The sequence below is a fragment of the Elizabethkingia sp. YR214 genome (assembly GCF_003058195.1).
In the GTDB taxonomy this organism is placed as follows: Bacteria; Bacteroidota; Bacteroidia; order Flavobacteriales; family Weeksellaceae; genus Elizabethkingia.
Window position 1 is genome coordinate 1 of sequence record NZ_QBUH01000014.1, and the last position, 26,065, is coordinate 26,065.

Consider the following 26,065-nt stretch of genomic DNA (forward strand, 5'->3'; position numbering starts at 1 on the left):
TTGTAGTTAATAATAGGGTTGTAATTCTGAGCTTTAATAACTCCAAATGAAGCTATCATAATAGCTATTGCTGTAATATATTTTATAGTTTTCATTTTTTTATTGTTTTTAATTCTTTTTCCAGCTGCTGTACTTTTTTTTGTTGTTCTTTAATTAGTTTATTCTGTTCGATGGCATATAATGTCAGCTCTTCGATCTTTTGAAGTAACAGTTTCTGACTTTCACCAAGAGATAAGCCGTTGTCTATGACTTCTTTTGCACTGGGAATATTTGGAAGGTGGCCTTTTTCCTGAATATGTTTTTCGACTTCTTCAAGAGCTGACAATTGATAGTCACTTTGGAATACAAAATCTGCCCATCCGGCCATATCAACTTTTACCTCTTTAGCATGTACAGTTCCGTTAACATCCAGTTTATTTTGTGGATTAATAGTTCCGATACCTACATTTCCGTTTACATTTTCAGAAATAATTTTAACCCAGTCTGTCCAGCTATTTGAGTATCTTCCTCTAAAATAAATTCCTGAATTAATTGAAGCTGGAGATGAGTAGGGAATTGCCATTTGAGTAATATTTCCATTCCCGTTTTTACTTGCAAATTCAAAGTTGAAAGTATGAAAATACACAGCTCCTGCTCGGGTAATACCGTTTTGCGCTGTCCCGAGTAAAAGTGTTGCCCCTGAACCTGATTTTGTGTTTGAAACATCATTGAAATCCAGAACGCCTGAAGTAGAGGCAGCACCAAAACCTCCCTGAATAAGTCCGTTAACATCAAGCTTTTGAGAGGGAGTATTAGTGCCAATCCCAACATAAGATGTAGCTGGATTTGTAGTGCTTTGGACAAGTCCTGATGGTGTGGCTATCTGTGAAAAAGACAGAATAGGTATTAACGATAGGGATAATAATATTTTTTTCATAATGTTTTGTTTTTAAGATTAATAATTGATTTTATTGTTTTGGACAAAGATCATTGCTGGCGACGCCAAAACTTGACGTATTAAAAAAAGTTTTAGCTTTTTGTTTTTTTGAAAGGATAGTAATAAGAATTATAAAAGGTTCAGTTATAAGGGCTAGCTTCTAATCTCTAATAGAAGAGAGAGCAGGTGATGAAAGCACCAACCTGCTTCTTTCTCTCTTAATTTTAATATTTTGTACTTCTAACTTCCGACTTCGTATTTAATTCTTATATCGGTACTGATACTCTTTCAGTAAGTTTCCGTTTACATCTTTTACGGATTCCAGTCTGTTAGCCGAATCATACTTGTAGATTTCGCGTATCCCTGAAGATGGCGTGATGCTGGTTACACCAATCAGTGGATTATAAGTATAAGTAGTGATCTGATAAGTGGATAATGCAGTATTGTTTCTGAAAAGATCCAATGCTCCGATTAAAGCCTGTTCAGACTGATCAGTTCCTTGTGTATTATCTGCATCCGAAGCGGCAATAATAGCAGATACATAAGCAGAAACCTGATTGTAAGCAGCGCCTTCTATTTTTGCAATAGGTTGTGTCTGACCATAACCCCAGATAACCGTTACCGGCTTTCCTTTTACTGAGTACTGAAGAATATTTCCTTTGTTGTCATACAGATCATAGGTGATTTCAGCCTTAGCAATTGTCGGGTTTTGTAGATCCTTGCTTTGAACGGACTTTGGAAGTGGCAATCCTGAAGTTTCTGTATTAGCTTCTGTTTGACTGGTTGGATACTTGGTTTCAATATTAGATAAAGTTTTATTCACACTACCCTCAATTTTTGACGAAGTAGTTTGTAGTGGAACCCCGATTATGTTCTTATCAATTAGATACTGATTGTTTTTTTCGTGGGCATACTGGTATGTAGTGTTAAGGGATGTGCCATCAGAACTGTTCATTTTTGTTCCCGTTAATCTGTTATGCACTGGATTATCATACGTATTTGAGGTTGTTGTTATTAATTTTCTGTAGGAGGTATCATCTTGTACATTTACAGGAACATTGTCAAAATACTCTTTGGTAGCTGTACTTACTAGATTTCCATAATATGATGCCAGAGGATAGTATCCAATTAAAAAGTTTGACGTTGTTGTACCTGGTTGAACTCCTGATGGAAAGGTTAACTTTTCATAAACCTCAGTTCCTATCAAATTATAGATTTCTTTATTGGTTGTCTTGGAATAGGTATTATTGACCACTTGCTTTACAAAGAGGCTATTTCCTTCTCTCCTGAAGATTCTGTTTTGAAGTAACTGTCCGTTATATTTTTGAAAATATTGTTTTTTTCCTTCCAACGTCTGTTCCAGCAAATGAGTTAAAGAAGAAAAATCCGGGGTACTGCCATCTGCATTTTGTGGAAAATCTGAAGGAGTTACCAGAAACGCTATACTGTTAACATTTCCATTATCAAAAACTTTTTCTTCTCCACCTTTTTCAAAATTGTCTCCCCCATAACTCACAACAACATTATTATATGAGATATCATTGTAATTAATATCATCCAAATAAAGCATACTGTTAGGAGAAGATTTTAAATAATAATATGTAGCGCTTAGCATACCCCCTGTTGAACAGGATGAAGGCTGTACAAATTTAGCCTGAGACTTGATATCTACGAAGTAAGGTTTATAAATATCTCTTAAATTCATAATATCACCAATTCTATTATAATCAGTATAATAATATCTTTTTGTATTGATAGAAGAATTGTCTGTAGTATCATATTGCCTTTTTAACCTTAGTCCTGCATCTTCAGTGGTTGTATAACCATTGGGATAGGGTTCTACAGTAAGTATGCCCTCACATTCTTTACAATAAGCTCCAATCCTTAATACAATTCTGTAATTCACAGTTTTATCAATATCTAATGGAAAATCCACTGCTAAAGCATCATTCGTTTTTGGAATATTATAGGTTCGAGTAAACAATAGCTGATTAGTATCTCTATTGAAAACTTCTGCAATAAATTCTCCCTTTTGGACAGTGATTTGATCAATAAATGATGACATATCTATTTTTACATTTATTGATGCAGAATCGACTGTAGCCCCATTAATATCCAAATATGCCTGAGTATTTCCATTATATGAAACCCCAATACTTTGAGGAGCCTCATAAGTTTTTGTTTTAGCAATGATGGATTCATATTCAAAAACAGATTTTCCTTTACTCGGATAAGTAATAGATTTTAAAGTTCCTTTTTGGGCATTTATAAAACTAGGTCTCCGGTCAGCATCGCCGCTAATTTTTGCTATTTTCGCACCCATATACCACGCATAAATAGTATTCCCAAAAAGATCCGTATTGGGAAGTAAGGTCAAATTATTGATACCATTATAATACCCCAGATAATCCACACTATTACTTAGTCTTTTAGGTAATCCTTGTGGATCATTATACTCCAGTAGATACTCATCTTTTTTTGTTGTCAGTCCATTTTGATAGGTATAGCTTTCTATTTTTTCTAAGAAAAATCTTTCTTCTACTGCTGTAAAAGTCTGAATCAAATAATTAAATCTGAATTCACTTTTCAAATCTCCTTTATAATAGATTTTAAAATTATTAAGTTTGCTTGTACCCGGAGAAGATGGACTTCTGTCAAAAACAATTTCGGTATCATCTGTATAGATCTTATTTAGTGTAATGGGAGTTTTTATAGTAAACATCTGGTTATTTTCTACTATTCCATTATCACTTCCAAGTTGTGGACAGTTAGGATCGTCCGTCACATGCATTAATCTTGACTGTACCTTTTCTGAAGTGTATGATTTTGCAGAACCAACAGAATATTGATAGTTAACTTCATTTCCTTTTGTATCTACAATTTTAGTTAAAAAGAAACTGGTAACAGCTCTTGTAGCCATATTAAGTTTATTTCCGGTTTCTTCCTGTGCATTTACTCCGCCAAAATAGTATTTAATGCCAGAATTGTCTGTGACAACAAACTGATACCAGTCATTAAAGTTATTATTAAATTCTACTTTGCAGCTCTTGTTATCAGTAATCAGTACCGGCTTGTAGTTCTTGTCCAAATAAAAACTGCCAGAATTACCAGGATAAGTGAAGTTAAAATAATCAACCTCCAGATCAATAGTGTTTTGAGTAATTAGTCTATTAAGTTCAGTTGCTCCCGAAGTACCATCTGGAGTATTTAATGCTACTAATTCACTATAAGAGTCAAAATATTTTCGTTCCCCGGCTAGTTCGTCTGCAGCATCATTGATTGTTCTGTTGATTAGACCTCCTGTTTCCAGCACCCAGCTCATTCCAACATCATTAGGAATATCATTGACTTTAACGCCTAGTTTAGAATAATTCAAGGTTATAGGAATATTTATATCTCCGTATTTTAATGTATGTAATGGTATGGAAAGATTTTGCATACCACGGAATTCATTGGCAGGAACATTTCCAAACTGGGTTCTGTAAAAAGATTCCGGACTGGGTTTAATAGTCTCCGGTAAATTATAATTGGGCTCTGTTCCGCCAGAAAGTGCCTTGGGAACAATTTGAGGTGTATATAGTAAGCTGGTAAATAAACAAAGCATACTGTATATATTTTTCATAATATTTATTTTTAGGATTAATAATTGGTTAGATTTGTTTTAGGTTGTTTCTAAGGAGACCTATTTTTGGAATTTTTTAATGGTTTCATAATATTTTATTTTTTAGTGTTTCTCTTTCTGGTACAAAGATCATGGCCCGTGGCGACAGAACTTGACGTATTAAAAAAGACTTTCAGTTTTTTTTTCGTAGTGTTGAGAAGTTTATTTGTTAAATAAGGTTTTAATCTGCCCTTCAAGTTTTTGGATTCTTTCCTGTTGTGCTTTGTTCTGTTTATTCTGCTCAATAGAATAAAGTGTCAACTCCTCAATTTTCTGTAAAAGTTTAATCTGAAAATCGCCGATGTTTACACCTTCTTTTTGCATTTCAGCAGCTGAGGCAATCTCTGGTAGGTGTTTCTTTTCCTTAATGTGTTTTTCTATACTGGCTAGGTCGGGGAGTTGATACGAATCTTCAAAAACAAAATCTGCGGTAGGAGTGGTGGTGACTTTAATTTCTTTAGCCTCGAGCTTGTTAGTAACTGATACGTTACCCCCTGCTGCAATATTTAGTGCTTTCGTTGGCTTACCTGTAGCATCTACAGTAGTAAACAAAATCTGATTGTCCAGTAACCTCATGTAAGAGCCTCCTCTTAACAGATCAAATCGTGTAAAGGGAGTTTGTGAAGCTATATCCCAGTGTTTAATGTTATTCCCAATTCCCACACCATTGTACGTAAGACCAGGTTCTGACGCCCACAAATTTAAATAGGCTGGTACATCAGTACCATTACCAATTGAATGTAATAAAAGATTTGTATCTCCATGGGCTCCATAAATATTGAGTTTCGCCTGAGGAGAAGATGTACCTATCCCTATGTTCCCATTATAATTCAGACGCATCTTTTCCTGACCATTGATTCTGAAACCTAAACCTAAAATATCCTTATCCCCTCCTCTAATCATACCTATATCTGCATTTTCATTATACCAAGTAAACATTAATGAAGATGCTAATGAATAAGCAGGATTTGAATTGAGTACTGGTTGATAGAATTTTATTGTTTTAGGTTCATTATTAAAGCTGACTACCAATTTTTGATCTGGGGTTGTTGTTCCAATCCCTATATTTTTGGTTTCGGGATTAGTAGTTGACTGTATTTGCCCTAAAGGTGTTGTTAATTGGGCAAAATATAAACTAGGGACTGCAAATAGTAAAATGCTTAATTTTTTCATAATATTTTAAATTTTAAAAGGCTAATAATTGATTCATTTGTTTCATTGTGGTTTACGGTGGTTTTGTGATGTAGTGTTTCATAGATTTTAAGTCTGTAAGATTATTAAGATTATGAGGCTAATGGGTTTGAGGATATGAGACAGGAAGTGATATTTATTTCTAATATCTGACTGCTGACTTTTCTTTATGGGGCAAAGATGAAGGCTCGTGGCGACAAAACTTGACGCATTATATTTTAGTTAGGAATTTTTTAATTGAGTAATAGTATTTTACTGTTTTCGGGTACTGTATAATCCCCGGGATTTATTTCTTGCAGATTTAATAAACAGTTAAAAGGAGCCACAATGAAAATATATAACTTTGACCAAACGTTAGCCAGCCATGTTATATATTATAATGGTAGTAATGCTTCAGGCGCTGATTACGCTTGCATTATTAATGTGTTTAATAAAAAACAGAAAGTCTCTGCTCAATATGCTATTGCTCTATATTCTGGTAGTAGTACTGGACATGGGGTATGAATATTTTATTATTCAGAGATTTGGATACGAATGGGTGATGTATGAAATTCCGGGAAGCCTGCGCGTTTTTAAAGGCTTAATTTTTCTTTATGCTACAGCAGATCTTATTAATGCCCGCTGGCGGGACAAGCTGAAGTATCTTATACCACCTTTGTCTTTAGTCGTGGTGCATCATACGGTAGTGATATCAGCGAAATTGCTCGATCTTTCGTGGGCAGATGCTGCGATAGCCTTTTACAAAGCTTATTTCATTTACTATACTTATTACTGGATTCTATGTCTCGCTTTGTCTATTTTTCTTCTGGTGAAGCATCGGAAAACTGTTAATCATGCTATAGCTAATAACTTCAGATATCTTTTGTGCTATATTCTTGCCAGTATTCTCATTTTATATGCTATATCTTATTCTTCATCAGATAGAATGCAATATCAGAAGGTTTATATACTGATGTTTCTTATTCAGTTCGGGTGGATATTGTACGTTTATATTTTAACGTACCAGTTCCGGCTGAAAGAAGAACGCGAAATTATTCAGCAATCTGCTGAATCCAAGGAGACATACCAGTATAAAGATCTTTCAAAAATAGATTTCGATTCGTTACAGAAAGCTATAGAGTATTTTTATAAAGAGAGTAATGTTTATCTTGATGAGGAATTTACGCTGAGTCAGCTGGCAGATCATCTGGAAATTAGTAAAGCAGATCTTAGTATAACCTTTAATAAGTATCTGAATTCCAACTTTCATGAGTATACCAACAGAAACCGCATTATGCACTTTAAACAAATCCTGACACAGGATCCTTCAGTGAATGTTACCGATCTTGCTTTTCAGTGTGGTTTCAAATCCAAATCCACTTTTTACAAATATTTTAAGAGAGAATTTAACTGTCTCCCTTCAGAATATTTACCTGGTTTACAATAATTTAATATTTGTAATTTACTGACAATCAATATTTTGTTTTTGATGTTTCCGAATTTTAGTTGTTTAAAGTTTTAATGAACTAAAACTTTTTGGGGGACAGACATCTTTGTACAAAATTTTACGAAGATGACACGAAAAAGACTTTTGATAACGAAAGCTGCATTTTTCTTTTTAGGCTCTTTTGCTTTTGCCCAGACCTCCGTCAGCGGAACTGTGACAGATAATGAAGGTAACCTTCCCAATGCCCTTGTATATATTGAGAACAGGCAGGAGCGTATAACCTCTAATATAGATGGTTCCTTTATTCTGAATAATATTCCGGACGGATCATACAAACTGATTATAGAATATAAAGGCTATGATAATCTTTCTGTTCCTTTTACAATTTCAGGAACTGTCCCGGTAAGTTTGGGACTGATTAAGTTAGGCGGTACAAAAGTTAAAGAGAATAATATTCAGGGAGTTGTTGTTACCAGTGTATACAAAGCTTCTCAGGCCAGGGCTATTACCATGAAAAAGAATTCCAATACGATTACAGAAGTTCTTTCTGCAGATGCTATTGGGAAACTGCCGGACCGTAATGCTGCAGATGCTGTACAGCGAATGCAGGGTGTATCTATTGAACGGGATATGGGGGAGGGGCGTTTTGTTGCTGTAAGAGGAACACCTATACAATGGACTGCCTCTACGCTCAATGGAAACAGAATGCCGAGTGCCAGCGGAGACAATGCTAACCGTGGAATACAAATGGATATTTTTCCGTCCGAACTAATCCAGAATGTACGTTTATCCAAAGCACTTACGCCAGATCTTGATGGTGATGCTATCGGAGGACATGTAGATTTTATTACCAAAACATCACCTAATAAAGAAGTTTTAGCAGTAAGTGCAGCCAGCGGATACGTTAATATGGCTAAAGCTCCAACTTATAATGCTTCCGTGGTCTATGGGAATAAGATTACCAGTAAACTGAAATTTATTACTTCTGCTGTAATCTGGGAACGCTCCACAGCAATAGACCAGATGCGAAACATTTTCAATTACGGACTTGCTGATAAGACCGCTTCTTATTCTGTTAATCAGTTGCAGCTTCGGGATTATCTGGCCAACAGAAGAACACTAGGTTTTAATATGGGAATGGACTATGAGATCAACAGCCGGAATAAACTATATGTAAGAGGGTTATATAGCCAGTATAAAGACGGACAGTCTGTGCGGGAAACTTATTTCAATTTTGATAATAAGAATGTGACACTTCAGGCCAGACATGCAGATTATCTTACGGATTTGTACTCTATGGAATTAGGCGGGAGTCATCAGGCTGGTCAGCGTATGGAAATTACCTGGTCGTTATCAAAAGCACGCTCAGAATTCAGATTCGACTCACCGAAGAATCTGGAGAAATCGGAGCGGGGATATCCTATCGTTAATTTCATCCAGCCAATGACGTACGGAAATCTCTCTGCGGATGGCAGGAAATATATGGCGATGGATGCGCCGGACGGTATAGGGGACACGGGTGATTATACATTACCGCATCAACAAATGCCAATAGCAGCAGATCAGTTAAAGCTAAATCAGGTAATCCTTAGTCAGAATCACAACAGCGAAACAGATTTAAGAGGGCAAATAGATGTAAAGTATAAGGTATCGGATAATTTTGAATTAAAGTTCGGAACAAAATACGCAAATAAAGAAAAAGTAGTAGATGCCAGTGTATTGGTCTGGATGCCCAAATCTTCATTGGGAATTCCGGGTAACCCTGTTACTTATATGAATCAGCTGGAGCGTGAAGGATTTCCATACAAAGGAGGTTTTATGAATCCCCTGGGGAATCCTTATAATACTGTTATTATCGATCAGATTACCAATGGGCAGATCGACAATATGTATGATGCTGCAACACAAAACCGTCTGGGGCTGATGCAGGTAAGCAAGAAAGACAGCAACTCCAACCTGACAAGCTCTTACCGCGGAACTGAAAAAGTCTGGGGAACTTATATTATGGGAACCTGGAAAATTACAGACAATTTTCAGTTGTTGGGGGGAATTAGAAATGAATATAATGATATTACATTCTGGGGAAAGAAAGTTGTTGCAGATAAAGCGGAGGATATAAAAGATAGTAAAACTTATAATGTAGTCCTTCCGATGGTCAATGTAAAATGGAATCTTAGCAAAGACCGTATCCTTCGGGCAGCTTATACCCGTTCGTTCGCAAGACCGGACTTCAATGATCTTAATCCGGGAACAATTATAAACGACATTACCAATACAGTCAATCAGGGAAATACCAGGCTGGAACCTACATTTTCCAACAACTTTGATCTGATGTTTGAAAACTATTTTGGTAAGCTGGACCTTTTTACAGCTGGAGTTTTTTATAAAGATATTACCAATCTTATTTACAAAGATCAATCTATTGTGGATATCGGCGGGAGGCCATATACATTTACTTCGCCCAAAAACCTGGAAGGAGCCAGCCTTTTTGGTTTTGAAGCAGGAATATCCAAACGTTTTGAAGGCCTTCCCGGATTTTTAAAGAACCTCGGTTTTGAAGGAAATTATACCTATATCACATCCAAAATGAGGATGCCTGTATATGAAAACGGAAAACAGACGGGTACTATGACAGCCACTATTCCTAATCAGGCCAAGCATATTTTCAATGCAATATTGTTTTACGAAACCAGCAAATTGATGCTTCGTCTTGCGGGAAATTATAAAGGCAATTATGTTAGCGAAGTGAGAACTGCAGCAGGCCCGGATCATTACCAATATTTTGATAAAAACTTTACGGTAGACGCTTCTGCTTCATACAGCATTAATAAAAATATTCGCCTGTTTGTAGAGCTTAATAATATTTTCAACGAACCCAACCGCTATTATATGGGAGTAAAGAGCCGTGTTGAAAACATCTCTTATTCAGGAATCAGAGGACAAATGGGGATCAATTTCAATTTTTAGTCAGAAACAATTTTATTTATATGAAAAAGTATATATACACCGCTGCATTTTGTATGGCGGCGCTAATACAGGCACAGGACAAATGCCAAAATCTGAAAATTAACCAGATACAGGTTGTCGGAACACATAATTCGTATGCACAACCGGTAGATCCTAAAGTACTGGATATGGCATCACCAATTATTAGCGGATTGATGCAAAAATTTGGCAGTACGATGTCCGAAGAACAAAAAGCAAAGTTTAAAGAATACCATCCGTATGATTTTGATATAAAAGAAGGACTTAACTATAATCATCCGGATTTTACAGAGCAGCTGAATGCTAATCTGCGTGGTCTGGAGCTTGATGTATACTATGATCCGGATGGCGGCAGATTCAGTACTCCGGCTACTTATCAGATACTAAAAGAAAAAGGTATTACTAATTTGGCTCCTCACAATACAAAAGGACTGAATCAGCCCGGATTCAAGGTTTTACACATGGCCGATATTGATTTCAGATCACATTATCCAACCCTCAAAGATGCGCTTATAGCACTGCGCAGCTGGTCCGATGCTCATTCCGGTCATACCCCAGTTTTTATTATGGTCGAAGCCAAGGATTCAGGGTTTCCGATTTTTCCTAACAGTACCAAGGTTTTACCTTTCGATAAGAAAGCCTATGACGATCTGGATAAAGAAATCTTGCAGTACCTGGGTAAAGATAAGATTATCACTCCTGCAAGTATTCAGGGTAAATATGCAAGTCTGAAAGAAGCTGTAACTCACAATAACTGGCCAAAACTAAGCGACAGCAAAGGTAAGTTTATCTTTATGTTGCTACCCGGAAGCGCGGGGACACTTTCGTCTAAGAATAATCCATACCTGATAAACGGAACTCTTCAGAATCGTGTTATGTTCCTGAATAGTGAACCGGATGATGATTTTGCAGCTTTCATACTATTAGACAACGCTATTGTAAGACAAAAAGAAATTCAGGAAATGGTTAAAAAAGGGTTTATGGTAAGGACGAGATCAGATATAGAAACTTATGAAGCCAAAATGAATGATTTTACACGTTCCAAAGCTGCTTTTAGTAGTGGCGCACAGGTTATCTCTACAGATTTTTTTCGTCCCGGAAATACATATGGAACTTCCTATTTTGTACAACCGCCAAAAGGAGCGGGGTATATTAACAATTCAATCAATTCTTCATGCAGATAGATTTTTAATTCTGATATACCGAACCAGCAGCCCCATAGAGCTGCTGGTTCTATAATATGAATGCATACTATTTTAGATGATGCTATACCAATGTTAAGGTAGTATGAAGAAATAATTAAATATGTGTTGGTAAACAATTGCAGATCAGTATTCTAATTATTTTTGCGGGAAAGTTTTTCAAAGAGACTTATATACCAATCACAATTAATATTATAATATGAATTATCTCAATTGCAAACCTTATTGGTTTTTGTCATTACTAACTCTTATGTTTTTTGTTTCCTGCCGACAAGAGCAAACTTTGTTCAGAGATCATGATGCAGAAGCCAAAAACATTCAGAAATTCAATGAATTTTCCCGACTTGGAGGAAGCCAGATAAAAGTACTCAGTTATAATACCTTTCTGTTGAGAGATATTGCTGTAGCCTCTACAACTCAATGGTCGCAAAATACAAGAGCCGAAAAATTGGGTGATGCAGACTTTATCAAAAACTATGATGTTCTTTTATTACAAGAGTGTTTTGACAATACAGCCTGTACAAGTCTGCGTAAAAAACTATCCATCAATTATCCTTATCTGACACCGGTTTTGGGACAGACTAAACAAGGGTGGAACAATACACTTGGTGACTGGCGCGAGATTATATCCGGTGGATTTGAGAACGGGGGAGTAATGGTGGCCAGCAAACATCCTATTGAATATATGGATCAGTATATCTTTCCTAAAGGATGTGATGCCGATGGTCTGGCGCTGAAAGGTTTTGTATATGTCCGCATACTGAAAGATAATAAGCCTGTACATTTTATAGCTACCCATTTGCAGTCTACACAACCTGGATGCAAAGGAAGTGAGGTACAAATCCGGGAAAATCAGTTAAAGACCATAAAAACCTATGTAGACAATCTGAAAATTCCAAAGGATGAAATGTTAATCTATGGTGGAGATTTCAATATCATTAAAGATACACCTGAATACCCGAAGATGTTGAGCCTGTTGAATGTTTCTGCACCCAACTATAAAGGACTTCCTTCTACTTGGGATACAAAGACCAATACTATGGCTGCTTATCATTATCCATATCCGGCGAATAAGCAGGAATATCTCGATTATATTTTTGTATCCAGTGAACATTTAGCCCCTCCTGTATGGCAGAATGTTGTTTTCGATCCTGTAAGTCCGAATCTGATGACCTATACCAATCTTACACAGGACAAATATTACTGGACAGATTATTCCGATCATTATCCTGTAGAAGGGAATATTTATTCGGATGAAACAACTCCTAAAAGTAGTCTGAAGTTCAGAAAGTATGATAAAGTATCATTAAAGTCCGTAAAAACAGGTAAATATATTTCAACAAATCTATCAAAAACGGATGATTGGTTAAAGGTTTTAAGAAGCGTACCGGATGAAAACACCTGGTTTAATCTGGTGAATATTGATGGTGGTAATTATTTTGATTTGAAAGCAGGAAAAGTCCGTGTAGAAACCAGTGAACGTATTAATAATTTCTGGTATTGGGAATTGCTAAATGGTGGTGCTTATTACTACTTTCCAAAGTTTGGGAAATCACTCAAAAACCTGGAACTGGTGCTGATTAAAAAGAAAGACGGAAATACTTCGGCTAGTATTGAAGATGGAGATATTGTAGCTTTCAAGGATTATACATCAGCCGGGAATGCTTATTATCTTCAGGTATATAGTAAAAGTGGAACAGACTGGCTTTATCTGAATGGTACTTCTGCCGGAAGCTCGGAGCAATTCGAAGTTAAGTTTAATAACACTTCCGTTAACTGGTAAATATTCGGAACAGAATAAATAATCATAATTCAGCCAACAATCTTCAGAGGTTGTTGGCTGCTTTTTTTAAGAGGCGTGTACTACAGCCATAATCCGAATATGTTTTATCAATAATTAGAATTAATATTTCGTTAATGATACTTAGTTGCATTAAGTAAAACATTAATTATTTTTGCAGAGACAAAAATGTTTGATACACAAAATCAGAAAAAATGAAAACAGATAAATTATTTGATGTTATTATCATTGGTGGAAGCTATGCTGGATTATCTTCTGCGATGAGCTTGGGACGCTCCCTGCGAAATGTATTAATAATAGATAGCGGGAAGCCTTGCAACCGTCAAACTCCACATTCGCATAACTTTCTGACTCATGATGGTAAAACACCTCAGGAGATATCCCGGATTGCCAGAGAGGATGTAGAGCAATATCCTACTGTAGATTTTTATGAAGGAGAAGCTGTAAAAGGGGAGAAAACAGATGCCGGATTTGTAATAACAACAAATACAGGAGAGAAATTCCGTAGCCGAAAACTTATTTTAGCAGCCGGAATCAAGGATATAATGCCTGATATCAAAGGCTTTTCTGAATCATGGGGGATTTCTGTAATCCATTGCCCTTATTGTCATGGGTACGAATATCGTAATGAAAAAACAGGAATTCTGGCCAATGGAGACAGAGCTGTTCACATGGCTTCTTTGATAAATAACCTCACTAAGGATCTTACAATTTTAACATCTGGTACTGCAGAGTTTGATACGGAACAAAAAGCAAAACTTGAAAAACATAATATTCCGATTATAGAAAAAAAGGTTGCTGAGGTAGAGCACCAAAACGGACAGATTAGTCATATTATTTTTGAAGATGGAACGTGCATGGACTTCGAGGCTGTATATGCTGCCATTCCGTTTATACAGAATTGTGATATTGCAGAACAACTGGGATGTATGCTAACTGAGCATGGCTATATCCAGGTCGATAATATGCAAAAAACAAATATTCCGGGTGTATTTGCTTGTGGTGATAGTACTTCGGTGATGCGTTCTGTAGCCCTTGCAATAAGTTCAGGTAATTTGACTGGAGCTATGGTGAATATGGAGCTGGTGAGCGAGACATTTGTATAGTTTTAGAATTGTTATTTTAAAGTATGAGACATAAAAAAGCTGCCTGAAAAGGCAGCTTTGAAATATGTTTAACGAAACTCATGTTATAAACTGGTTCTGAAAAACGTATTATTGTTTTCGATTATCGAATTATTGGAATTCCTTTTAAACTTAAAATATAGCTTTCTGGATGATGTTCTTTGCCATAAATTATTAGTGTTATTCTGACTGCCAGGAGGATTGAAAGTATTGGTTACATCGTAATTTATAATCTCAAAAATATATTCCGAAGAAGTGCTTTTAATAACATTAACCATAGATTTATTTCCGTTTACAAAACCATAGCTGAATCGTGAACCTCCTGTTGTCAATATAAAATCATGTTCGAAAAACTGATATTTAATACCATCATTACCACTCCATTCTCCTTTTATCCACTCAGGCGGATTGAATGAAGCCGGTGTATCTCTGTTTTCGCAGCTGCTAAGTGAAAGTATAATTAAAGGTAGTAGTAGGAATAATTTTGTGAATTTGGTGTTTATATTTAGAAAAGCTGTGTTCATTTAGTATATTTTTGACTGTTTTATTTTGATAATAATGTTTTAGAGTACTCCAGTTCCGGATCTTTTTGTTCCTTCATCGAACTCAAGAAATAATCTGTTTTCAGTGTGTGATCAGGAATTACACCCGTACATTTGGTAATATTATCTCCCTCGCTGCTGTTAAAGAAAATCTCCGTTCTCGGAATTGAAAGTGTACTTTTTGTATTAGGTAGTTTGTAAGTAAGAAACCATGCTGCAGTTGTAAAATTGCTGCAAGATCCTGTTTCTTTTCCCACTACATTTCCTCTTTTTTCACTTTTAAAAAGAGAAGCGAAATATGTTGCAGCCGAAAACGTACGGTTATTAATCATCAAAATTACTTTTCCATCGAAGAATAAACCATCACGGGGATAACTTTTAATATAGGTATCGTCTAATCTCGTATTCCCAAAATAATAATCACCTTTATCGGACTTGTCGAATCTTTGGTGCATAAAATTGTTTTCATTGCGGATATCACTATCAGAGAAATATCGATCCGTCTGAGGATCTACCAAGTAATCCTTGTAATTGATATCCACTACTTTTGTTCCGTATTTATAGGAATTGTTGAATAATTTCTCTTTAGAAAGGAAAGAATATAGTAACGGAACATTACTGATAGAACCGCCAGAATTATCACGAATGTCAAGTATCAGATTTTTAGTCTTCAGGTTTTTCATATCCTGGAAATACTTCTTCAGCCTTTCATAGAAGTAACTTTCGTTGAACGAAAACGACTTTACAGCCAGATAATAAGTATCCGGATTTAGTTGATAGCCATAGACACCACTTCCGGAAGTTACATCTATAGGCAGTACCGCATGTCTGGATTCATAGTTGAATTCAGGATAGTTAATGCCTTTTAGCTCGATGGTCTTTTGTTCACCGGAAGGAGTCTCATATTTTATCTGATACGTCTTTGCATTAGTATAAGAAATAATAGATGACATGTCCAGGTCTTCAACTTTTATGCTGCCATCTGCCTGTCTTGAAGCCTTGCTGAAGAGGTCACTGATCTTTTTATTATTTACTTCCAGTATGCGGCTTCCAGCCTCTACACCGTATTTGTTATTACTGTTGATATATGTATTGCCGTTTTGAACATAGGTTGCCAACGGAAAAAAGGAAGTTTTGCTTACATAATCTTCCATATAATTAGATTCCATGCCCATTGAGCTATGCCCGTCCCCCAGTACTTTAGTCGGGGTATTCATATAAAAGCCAATATAGGTCGGATTCTTCTCTATTTCTTTGCGTAGAGAATCCAGCTTTTTGCCCAATATTTCCTTGCTGTGAAAGCGATAAGGATTAGGGTGCTGCTGTTTAATAATATCTACAGCGATGTCAAAATCTTTAAGATAAGCGTCTTTGCTTATTTCCGAAATAGAATACTGTGAAAAGCCTACTATACTGATCAACAACATAGGTAAAATAAGTACTTTCTTCGTCATAAATTATATTTAGTATTAATATTATATCTCAAAAAAATAAAATCGATTTCCTGATGTCAAAGACATTAATGGATCGTTTTAGGGCGATAACAGAATGATTTTTGGTTGTGTTTTTTACCAGAATCCCTTAAAAATCGGGGCAAATCTATAAAAATTATATACAGTTTCAGAATGACTTTTTTCATGTTAACAAAAAATTATGAACTGGTGTTTTAATATTTAGTACTGTATTACAGTTTGTTATAAGGTCTGTTTAATTTTCTGTATTAATAAATTTTAACACTAATTAGATTAAATAAAAATAATTAGATTATTTTCTTTATAGATAAAGAGCTAAGGTTTAATTTTGTTATTTGTAATAATTATAAATAATGAAGTCATATCAGCGTGTTTTTATCTTTCTTATCATGGTAGTGTCGACCTCCCTTATCAGGGCACAAGATTCGGGTTTTTGGATTCAGGGTGTTGTACAGGATCATACTAAACAGGGGCTAAACGGAGTAAATGTTTTTGTTGAAAATACAAAAATTAAAACACAAACCGACCAAAATGGAAATTTTAGAATTGCTTACAAGAGGGGGGAGGCAACATTGGTATTTAGCCTGGAGGGCTATAAAAAGTCCAGAAAGAAAGTTAGTTTTAGTAGCGAAGCTTCTGATTTAATAATTCAGCTGGCCGATGATCAGTCGGTTGTAAAGGAAGTTACAGTACATGGTAAAGGAAAAGTAAAAGCACTGCAGGACGGTGCTTTCACTGTTAATGCTATAGACGTTGCCAAGCTTGCCAATACTACAGCAGATCTTAATCAGGTTCTGAACAGAACTACGGGGATTAAAGTTCGCCAGCAAGGTGGGGTGGGTTCAGATTACAATTTCTCTATCAACGGTATGTCTGGTAAAGCGGTGAAATTCTTTATAGACGGAGTTCCTTTAGAAATGTTGGGAAAAGGTGTAGACCTGAGTACACTGCCTGTAAATATGGCAGACCGCGTAGAGATTTATAAAGGCGTGGTTCCGGTTCATCTGAGTACAGATGCTATGGGGGGAGCTGTAAATATTATAAGCCCTTCGGCAAGTAAAAATTACCTGGATGCAGGTATCAGCATCGGATCTTTTAATACCCAGCGTATCAACCTGAATGGACAGATCAAAGATGATAAGACTGGCATTATCCTGCGTATCAATAGTTTTTATAACCATTCGGACAATAACTATCTGATGAAGGATATGAAAATATGGAATGCAGCCAAAAACGAATACGAGCTCAGAAATGTAAAACGCTTTAACGACAGATATCAATCCGTTTTTGGTATGGCTGAGGTTGGAATCGAAAACAAAAGCTGGGCAGATTCCTTCTTTGTAGGAATGTCTCAATCCCTTTTCGATAAACAGATACAGACCGGTTCCAATCAGGAAGTAGTGTATGGTGGAGTAAAGCAAAATGGAGAGGCTTATAATTACTTTATGAAATATAAAAAGGCCAATCTTTTTAATGATCGTCTGGACCTGAATGTTTATGCAGGTTTCTCTAAAAGTATTCAGAAAGCAACAGATACCCTTATGCGTAAGTATAGCTGGGATGGTAGCTTTGAGCCCTCCGCTTCGAGTGAAAAAGGTGGCAAAAGTATAATGATGCAGTATGAAGACCGTGTTTATTCACAATTGGGAGCTACTTACAGAATTGCAGAACATCATAAGCTTATTTTTAATTATGTACTCGATTATATTAAGAATACTACATTTAATTCGCTTGATGAAAAGAAAGAAAATATTGATCCGGCTAAGATGACAAAACAAATTGTGTCTATGGCTTATCAGCAAGATTTTTTCAACAAACACTGGACGAACGTCTTTTTTGGTAAATATTATCGGGTAGGACTTCAGAAAATGGTTTTTGACCAGGCGACCAGAACTGATAATCCGGTAAAAGATAATTTCAGTAGTTGGGGTTACGGTTTTGCAACAACTGTGAAAATTCTGAGAGGACTGGGCGCAAAAGGATCTTTTGAGCGTTCCTATCGTTTGGTAGAGCCTCAGGAAATCTTTGGAGATGGTGTTGCTGTCACAAGTAACATGAATGTGAAACCTGAAACCAGCAATAATGTAAATGTTGGATTATATTACAATCACCAATGGGGAGCGCATGCATTCAGAGTAGAAGGTGCCGGATATATACGCGATACGAAAGACTTTATCTATACTGTTCCAAACCTTTTTAACAGCACCTTTAAATACGAAAACCTGTCCAATATCTTTACAAGAGGACTGGAAGGAGAGCTTAGTTACCAATACAAAAGGCTCCTGAATGTATTGATGAATGTAAGCTATAACAAAGCTTATGATAATACTAAATTTGCCAATAACAGTGAAGATGTTGTTTCGGCAACCTATAAAAAAGATGTTCCCAACCAACCCTGGTTATTTGGTAATGTAAATATAAGTTTGGGGAAAGACAACTGGCTGCAGAAAGACAGTCGGGTAGAGTTGTACTACGGATTACAAATGACCGAATGGTTCTACAAGAACTGGCAATCCTATGGTAATCCACGGAATATTCCGATTATCCCAAGACAAACCCTGCATAACATAGGTATCAGCTATTCCATGAAAAACGGAAGATACAATCTGGCATTCGATGTTACCAACCTTGGCGATGCACTGGCGTATGACAATTTCAAACTTCAGAAACAGGGACGTGCTTTCTATGTAAAATTCAGATACCTACTTAAGTAAAAACTATGATACAATATTTCAGAAACAGCATATTTTTAATACTCGCGTCTTTAATCATTATCAGCTGTGAGCGTGAACCTGGGTCCGGAAGTACCGGAAGCGGTGAAAAAGACTATAAATATTTCCTGCTTTCAGCTTTAGGAAGCTGGCCGAATACCGTACACTATATGACGGCTACCAATGACCTTACAAAAGGTGAAATGGATATTACCAAAGAAGGGGACGAAATCAATTCCAAAGGAACCTACTCTTATATTGTGAAGAACGGGTTTATATACAATTACAAAACCGATCAGGGAGTATTTAAAAAGTTTAAATATACCCAAGACAGGCTTACAACGGTAAAAGAAGTTCCATATACTTATATCAGCGATATTTCCGGTTATACCTGGATAGATGCAGATACTTTGCTATTGACAGGTGAAACAGGTGATGGTCAGCATATACGTTACACTATTTTTAGAGCATCCGATCTTAGTGTTATACGTCAGGGAGAGATTGAAGGATTTCCGCCATTCCCGAGTGGATACAATTTCTTGATGTCGGGTGCTGTCACGTATATAGATGGACAGGTCTATTTACAATATAGTTTCCGTGATGGTAAATGGTTGACACCGCAATACTATAACCTTGCGGTAATAGACTACAAAACCTTCAAAGTAAAGAATTCTGTAAGCGATAGCCGAAGTGTTGGGGTATCTAATGGTTCTCCATATTTCAGGACTGCTTTTACAAAAGATAAAGAAGCTTTTTATTATACTTGCTTTCCTCGTACAGGTGCAGGAACAGGCAAAATTTCACTACTCAGAGCGCTTAAAGGCGCAACTGAACCGGATGCCGGTTACGAGCTTAATCTTACGGAGCTTGTTGGCGGGAAGTCTCTGGAAACTGCAATAGACTATATTGGTAATAACAAAATAGTAATTTTGTATCGGGATCCGGCATTAGGAAACAGTTATAACGGTCGCTATGCTATTGTTGATATTGAAACCAGACAATTGGTTCGTGTATTGGATGAATTGCCAGGTGATGAACCTTATGAACAAGGCTTTTTCGTTCAGGATAAAAAACTATATATTGCTCTAAATGCTAGCAAAGGCGGTAACTATGTATGGATTTATGACCCACAGACAGATAAGACGTCCAAAGGGATGAAGCTTCCGGATCGTATTTCCGGCTTTGCCCGCTTCGATAAATTCTATGATTAATTTCTAAAATAGGAATTTATAAAATATGGTATATATTCTAATTAAATAGAATTTATACTCAATTAAAAAACTGTTTTCAAAATTATTGAGAACAGTTTTTTTGTTTCTATGAGAAAAGTAAACTCTTCAACTCAGTTCAGAGTGACAAGATCACCTAATTAAAAATGACCGGAAGAACTCTCCGGTCATTTACAGCTATCAGATAGCTTTTTATGATGTGGTGATTTAAAGCTTGTAATTGAATGAAAGTGTTACCACCCGGCTATCCAGATTGTATTTTTGTCGGATTGTAGAACTAAAATTATTCCCGGTTACACGATAGTTATTTGTTTTTAATAAGTCTGTTACCGCTAGTTTTACCGTCGCTTTATCTTTCCATAATGTCTTAGAAACTCCCAATGTCAGGTCAAAGTAAGCATCGCGGATAAACAAGCCAATATTTGATTTAGAAAAATATTGAGCATTAGCCTCTGCTTTTACACCCTTTGCAATACTGAAACTGTTTTGTGCATTTAATGTAAATGCCAATTGTGAGCTGTTTACAGAGTAGTTCTGGTAATTGCCTTTATACTCATTGTTGAATACATTAAGCATTGAGGTTAGCGACCACCAGTTTAAAAGCTTTGTAGTGGCTGTAATGTTGGCACCATATACATAAGACTTGTTCAGGTTGTCCTGAGTCTTAACCAGAATTCCGGTGTCCGGCTGGTAGTTGTAGACTTCCGTCATTACATCATTTGTAACGCTAAAGTAAGCCGATGCTATAATGTATTTTCCCCAGGTATAACCTAATTCTGTTGCATGTGTAAATTCCGGATTCAGATTTGGATTCCCTTGCCAGTAGTTAAATGGATCATCATAAAAACGGAATGGGTTCAGGTCGAAGTGGCTTGGTCTGTTGATTCTTTTACTGTATGATGCGTAGAATCCATGCTTATCATTCATCTGGTATTTAATCGATGCACTTGGGAACAGATTGGTATAATCCCTTTTTCGCTGCTCCTGGGAAGTTTTCTGATTAATATCCGTGTGTGTCATTTCCGCCCTCAATCCTAGTTGGAATGTCCATTTGGTTAGATTTAGCTTGTAGTTAGCATATAATGCATGTATTTGCTCTTTGTAAACATATTCATTACTTGCTTTATCATCGTTTATCCATTCTTCACCCTGCTGTATAAAATATTCAGAAGGATTTTTATTAGACTTTACAGTGGATTTTAGCCCTGTTTCCAGGTTATGCATTTCACTGAAAGGTAATGTGAAATCAACTTTAGCATTAAAAACTTTCAGGCGGGAAGCAATGCTGCCCCTTCTGTTGTTAAACTTCTCTGTTCCCTGATTTACCAACGCGTCTGAAAGCTGATTCTGACGGGAAGTGAAACGCGAGGTTTCGTATTCCAGATCAACATCTACTTTATAATCTTTATCGTTGAAGATGTGTGTACCTTTTAGATTATAGGTGTAATCGTACCAGTTCTCTTTGCTTTTGTTATCCGATAGTACATGAGCAAACAAATTATCAACAGGCTGATATATTTTGTTTTCACCTCTCGAAAAATCTTCATATCGTCCTATTTTAGCATCGAATAAAGCACCAATAGTCATCTTGTCGCTGAATGCGTAATCAGCACCAAATTTAAAATTATTGGAAGTTAAAGGTTCATTGGTTATTGAATTCTGATCTGTTCTCCGTGTCATCTGCTGAGGTTGTTTTTCATCGAAGAAAACCTGACTAAAGTTTCGCTTTTCTTCCTCGCCTCGGAAAGTATAGCTGTAATCTCCATATAGAGATAACTTTTTATGTGTATAATTTAGGCTTAGTCCGGTATTAATTCTGTTTTTTCGACCTCTTCCGCCGTTCAGATAATAGTTACCACTAAGCCCTTCCAGAGAACTTTTTTTCAGTATAATATTAATAATACCTGCATTTCCGGCAGCATCATATTTGGAAGAAGGATTAGCAATAATTTCAATATTCTTTACCAGTGTAGAGTTTGTAGAACGCAACAGATTGGCCAGTTCCTTAGTCGATAGAGAGCTCAGTTTACCGTTAATCATTACACTAACTCCCTTTTTACCGCGTAAAGATAGCTCGCCTTCCTGCGAAACCACTACACCTGGTGTTTTTCCTAATAACTCCAGTACAGTGGTACCGTCAGATAGTACACTGTTTTCTACATTAAAAATCATTTTATCAGCCTTTTGCTGGAAGACCGCTTTGCTGCCTTTTACTATAACGCCGCTAATTTCTGCTGTTTTTTCAGTCTGTAAAGAATCGTTTTGACTTTCCGTCTGCCCGTAGGCATTCAGGCTAGCCATTAGAGGTAACCATATATAGTGTTTCTTCATGATAATGGATTTAGGTTGTTGTTTTCTTTTTATTTCTCCGGCCCCACCAAATCATAAATCCGGTTATTGGCAATGAAGCACAGAATAAGCTCATGATAAAAGCCAATATTTTTCCTGGCATTCCGAAGAATGCTCCTACATGCAAATCATAAGTAGCATCGGTAGCTTTCTGAGCCATTAATTTATCCTCATGAGGACGATTAAACAGAAGCTTCCCTGAGTGTTCATCGAAAATCATCAGAGACGAATCACCATAAGTAAATTCTTTTTCTTTTATCCGGATGCTTAGGTTATCATGCTTGTGATCGGCTTCGGCGTGATCTTCCAGATCTATTCCAAAAGAATGCGCTTTCGGATAATGAGTTTTGACCTGCTCTATAATGCGGTCTATAGTAGTGATTCTTTCTGCAGATTCTGGTGCGGTTGTTTTGTACTGACTGTAATCTGGCGTAGCAGAGGAAAAGCCGTTGAGTAATACATATACCCACATTTGGGTAATACGGAACGAATACATAATACCGGTAATGGCAACAATAATAGCGAGGAAAGAGGCATAGAAACCAAGGATGTTGTGTACGTCGTAGTTTTTGCGCCGCCAGCCTTTTACTTTTTCCCAGCGGAACCAAAGACGCTGTTTGCGCATTTTTTTATTCTTCGGCCACCACAGGATAATACCTGTAACAAGCATTATCACAAATATAATAGTGGAAACACCTACAATTGTACCGCCAATGTTATTGTTCAATAGCAATGAACGATGTAATTCCATGCAGATAAAAAAAGGATTTTTCTTTATGTCATATATCGCCAGTACCTTGCCTGTATATTGGTTTACGTAAATGTTTTTGTAAACAAGAATGCTGTTGAAAAAATTCCAACCATCAGGATTCCCTTTAACCAAACCAAATTCATAGGATCGGGCAGGGTCTATAGGAATAGTAACCTCCTCTGTTTTTATGATTTCGTTTTTCAGTTGAGCGTTAACGATATCTTTTAATTCGTGTATTGGGATTGGTTTCTTGTGCTGGATATCTTTTTCTCCATGAAAGATGTGTTCTTTTCGCATTACAGCAGTAATGTCTTCATTGAAAACGAAAAATGCGCCAGAAAGAGAAACAATGAGTACTATAATGCCGGTGATAAGGCCGAGCCACAAGTGGGCTTTCAGAATATATTTCTTAAATCTACCTTTAGATTTCTTTTTATCTGGCTGTTGCATTCTTTATAGCTATTTAGTCTTATTAAAAATAAATAAACGACAAATATAGCTTTATTTGTAATAATTCTAAACAGAGTGAGAACTTTATTTTGCCTGAAAAACCTGATTTTTATTAGGCTTAAAGGATAAGAGAGGGAAGTTGTTTGCAGTAATTAAGAAATAGAAAAGGATGCTTTAGCATCCTTTTTTAAAATTCAGTACATTCAGGTAAATATTCCATTTCAGTTGTTTTCTGGCAAACCCCAAAGCAACATGCATAATTCCCACCGGGTCTACAGTCATTGGATGTGTGGCATTGTCCTCTTTCACCACTTCCCTTAATACCTTTTAAATCTTTTTTTGATAACTTTTTCATAATAAATTATTTATTTGGTCTGTAAATATAAAGACAATTCTCTATATAGTGATTTAATATGATGAAATAATTGAAAAAATAAAGATTTTAGCATTTAATTCTATCCAGATCGTCAACAGCTTTTTGCATATCGTCGACACTTGTATAGTTATCAAAGCACAAACCATAACTAACACCACAAGAAGCTGTATGATTATACCACATACTGCATGCTGCACTACCTTTTATATTTTTAAGATCATTTCTTGAAAGTTGTCGTAATTTTTTCATAATAAAATTTTTTTGATTCAGCTTTCAAATTATAGATATATTCATCAATCAACAAATAAATAAGCCAATACTTTTCCCCTAAAGAGTAGCTGACTCATAATCAGCAAACCTCTAAAAGCTGGAGATTATAACTAACATACTTGTAATCTGCTGATTTAATATGACTTTTAAATGTGCTTCAGCCCAAATCAGAGAAATATTTAGGTTCTCATTTATAAGCTAATTATATTAAAGAGGCTTTGCCTTTTCCAGCAAAGCCCCCTAAAATCTATCTTAGTATAATGTCAAAATTTTCAGACAATGTAGTTCTGATATGTTCCTGTTTTTCATTAATTTCATCATTTAGTAAAGTTCTTTCATTAGACCTGTACATAATGCGATAAGCTAAAGATGTTTTGTCTTCTTTGCAAAACTTATCCAGTAGATCAATGCTTTCAACAAGATCATTACCCTCTTCCCGTATAATTTCACAGAAATTGTTGAACTCATTCCAGTTGCCTTCTTTATTTTCAGTATATCCATTAACCCAGAATGATATGTCTTTATAAATCGGTGGATATTTTGAATATTGCTGAAATTCAATAAGACCGTTTTCGAATTGCGAAATAAAACGCAAGTCCTCTGTCCATAAATATCGTATATCGGGAATATTACAGTAGGAGAGTAATAAGCGGTCCAGGCCTAATCCAAAAGCCCAGCCGGTACCTTCTATATTGCAGTTTTTCAGGATCTGAGTGTGAATTACGCCTGCTCCCAAAACCTCCATCCATTCATTGTTTTGCCATACTTCGATTTGTAATGATGGTTCGGTAAAAGGGAAATAATCGTCTAAAAACCTGTATGCTTTTCCGGGATATAGATATTGAATCAATCCTTCCAGTGTTTTCTTTAAATCATCCAAAGCATCGGCTCCGGCTGGCAAGATTTTTACACCCTCCATCTGATGGAAAACCGGATAATGGGTTTTGTCGATTGTGTCTTTTCGGTATACATCTCCTGAAGCAATGAATCTTGTATGACCAGCTTTAAGCAGCATATTTTGGTGTGCAGAAGTTTGTGTCCTTAGGACATGATCGCTATCTGTATAATAAGTATCATTTGCAGATCGGGCAGGGTGATCTAATGGAATCAGTAAATCATCGAAGTTGTCCCTAACACTTACAATTTCATTTAAATCATCAAATACTGAGAAACCATTGAAATATAATTGAATCTTTTCTTTTAGTTGACAAATTGGATGGAGCTTATTGTTATGCAGTTTTTTACTGCGCTTTTCATTTATTAGATTTGATATATTATTCATAATTAAATAATTACTTTCTGCGACATTTATATGTCGTAGATTTTTGATTTAAAATAATGTGAGAATTTAATATGGTATATCTGTACGCAACAGACGTAGTTAATTATCTTGGCCTGTGGAGGCCAAAAAAGAAGAATGAAAATAATATGTTACGTCTGGTATTCACTATCTATAGCAAATCTACAAAATATTATTAGAATAATGACTATTAGATTAAAGGCCTATGGTTTAAATTTTAAGATTGGCATCTTTTAAATAAAAGAAAAGAGTAAATATAAATAAATATAGTTGACTTTGTCAACTATATTTATTTATATTTGTACCAAA

At 36.0% G+C, this 26,065-nt stretch carries 17 protein-coding genes; 7 read left to right on the forward strand and 10 right to left on the reverse strand.

The window, feature by feature from the left end; all coding sequences use genetic code 11:
* Window positions 1-91: 91 nt before the first annotated feature.
* The 3 genes from C8J95_RS19105 to C8J95_RS18115 form a co-directional block, all read right to left on the reverse strand.
* Entirely contained in the window at window positions 92-916 is an 825-nt protein-coding gene (locus C8J95_RS19105; RefSeq protein WP_255412883.1) for a pyocin knob domain-containing protein, read from the reverse strand.
* A gap of 259 nt (window positions 917-1,175) precedes the next feature.
* On the reverse strand, window positions 1,176-4,538 hold the full coding sequence (locus C8J95_RS18110; RefSeq protein ID WP_107810099.1) for a hypothetical protein: 3,363 nt from the start codon (window positions 4,536-4,538) through the stop codon (window positions 1,176-1,178).
* 201 nt (window positions 4,539-4,739) lie between these two features.
* Window positions 4,740-5,750 carry a hypothetical protein gene (locus C8J95_RS18115; RefSeq protein ID WP_107810100.1) on the reverse strand — a complete coding sequence of 337 codons (1,011 nt, stop codon included), beginning with the start codon at window positions 5,748-5,750 and terminating at the stop codon, window positions 4,740-4,742.
* A 382-nt stretch (window positions 5,751-6,132) separates the two neighbouring features.
* On the opposite strand from C8J95_RS18115, the gene C8J95_RS18120 reads away from it, so the two are divergent.
* From C8J95_RS18120 to C8J95_RS18140, 5 genes are all read left to right on the forward strand, one after another.
* A complete protein-coding gene (locus tag C8J95_RS18120) occupies window positions 6,133-7,194 on the forward strand; it encodes a helix-turn-helix domain-containing protein (protein WP_107810101.1) in 1,062 nt (353 codons plus the stop codon).
* Window positions 7,195-7,320: 126 nt separating this feature from the next.
* Window positions 7,321-10,161, forward strand: coding sequence for a TonB-dependent receptor (locus C8J95_RS18125; protein WP_107810102.1), 2,841 nt, complete (start codon window positions 7,321-7,323; stop codon window positions 10,159-10,161).
* 20 nt (window positions 10,162-10,181) lie between these two features.
* Window positions 10,182-11,363, forward strand: coding sequence for a phosphatidylinositol-specific phospholipase C domain-containing protein (locus C8J95_RS18130; RefSeq protein WP_107810103.1), 1,182 nt, complete (start codon window positions 10,182-10,184; stop codon window positions 11,361-11,363).
* 217 nt (window positions 11,364-11,580) lie between these two features.
* A complete protein-coding gene (gene sph / locus C8J95_RS18135; RefSeq protein ID WP_107810104.1) occupies window positions 11,581-13,164 on the forward strand; it encodes a sphingomyelin phosphodiesterase in 1,584 nt (527 codons plus the stop codon).
* Window positions 13,165-13,376: 212 nt separating this feature from the next.
* The gene (locus C8J95_RS18140; RefSeq protein WP_107810105.1) at window positions 13,377-14,288 is read left to right on the forward strand and encodes an NAD(P)/FAD-dependent oxidoreductase; all 912 of its coding nucleotides are present in this window, start codon (window positions 13,377-13,379) and stop codon (window positions 14,286-14,288) included.
* An 83-nt stretch (window positions 14,289-14,371) separates the two neighbouring features.
* Here C8J95_RS18140 and C8J95_RS18145 read toward each other — a convergent pair whose 3' ends face one another.
* Both C8J95_RS18145 and C8J95_RS18150 read right to left on the reverse strand, forming a co-directional pair.
* Window positions 14,372-14,830, reverse strand: coding sequence for a hypothetical protein (locus C8J95_RS18145; RefSeq protein WP_107810106.1), 459 nt, complete (start codon window positions 14,828-14,830; stop codon window positions 14,372-14,374).
* A 20-nt stretch (window positions 14,831-14,850) separates the two neighbouring features.
* Complete coding sequence (locus C8J95_RS18150; protein ID WP_107810107.1) at window positions 14,851-16,302, reverse strand: S41 family peptidase; 1,452 nt, start codon at window positions 16,300-16,302, stop codon at window positions 14,851-14,853.
* A 371-nt stretch (window positions 16,303-16,673) separates the two neighbouring features.
* Between C8J95_RS18150 and C8J95_RS18155 the strand changes: the two genes are divergently transcribed.
* On the forward strand, window positions 16,674-19,034 hold the full coding sequence (locus tag C8J95_RS18155) for a TonB-dependent receptor (protein ID WP_107810108.1): 2,361 nt from the start codon (window positions 16,674-16,676) through the stop codon (window positions 19,032-19,034).
* 5 nt (window positions 19,035-19,039) lie between these two features.
* Entirely contained in the window at window positions 19,040-20,242 is a 1,203-nt protein-coding gene (locus C8J95_RS18160; RefSeq protein ID WP_107810109.1) for a hypothetical protein, read from the forward strand.
* A gap of 225 nt (window positions 20,243-20,467) precedes the next feature.
* On the opposite strand, the gene C8J95_RS18165 is transcribed toward C8J95_RS18160, so the two are convergent.
* The 5 genes from C8J95_RS18165 to C8J95_RS18180 form a co-directional block, all read right to left on the reverse strand.
* Complete coding sequence (locus C8J95_RS18165; RefSeq protein ID WP_107810110.1) at window positions 20,468-22,591, reverse strand: outer membrane beta-barrel family protein; 2,124 nt, start codon at window positions 22,589-22,591, stop codon at window positions 20,468-20,470.
* A 10-nt stretch (window positions 22,592-22,601) separates the two neighbouring features.
* Window positions 22,602-23,810 carry a PepSY domain-containing protein gene (locus C8J95_RS18170; RefSeq protein ID WP_107810111.1) on the reverse strand — a complete coding sequence of 403 codons (1,209 nt, stop codon included), beginning with the start codon at window positions 23,808-23,810 and terminating at the stop codon, window positions 22,602-22,604.
* 187 nt (window positions 23,811-23,997) lie between these two features.
* Window positions 23,998-24,165, reverse strand: a complete 168-nt coding sequence (locus C8J95_RS18770; RefSeq protein ID WP_158267976.1) for a hypothetical protein — start codon at window positions 24,163-24,165, stop codon at window positions 23,998-24,000.
* Window positions 24,166-24,252: 87 nt separating this feature from the next.
* On the reverse strand, window positions 24,253-24,435 hold the full coding sequence (locus C8J95_RS18175) for a hypothetical protein (protein ID WP_107810112.1): 183 nt from the start codon (window positions 24,433-24,435) through the stop codon (window positions 24,253-24,255).
* A gap of 268 nt (window positions 24,436-24,703) precedes the next feature.
* Window positions 24,704-25,738, reverse strand: a complete 1,035-nt coding sequence (locus tag C8J95_RS18180) for a hypothetical protein (RefSeq protein WP_107810113.1) — start codon at window positions 25,736-25,738, stop codon at window positions 24,704-24,706.
* Between the last annotated feature and the right edge of the window lie 327 nt (window positions 25,739-26,065).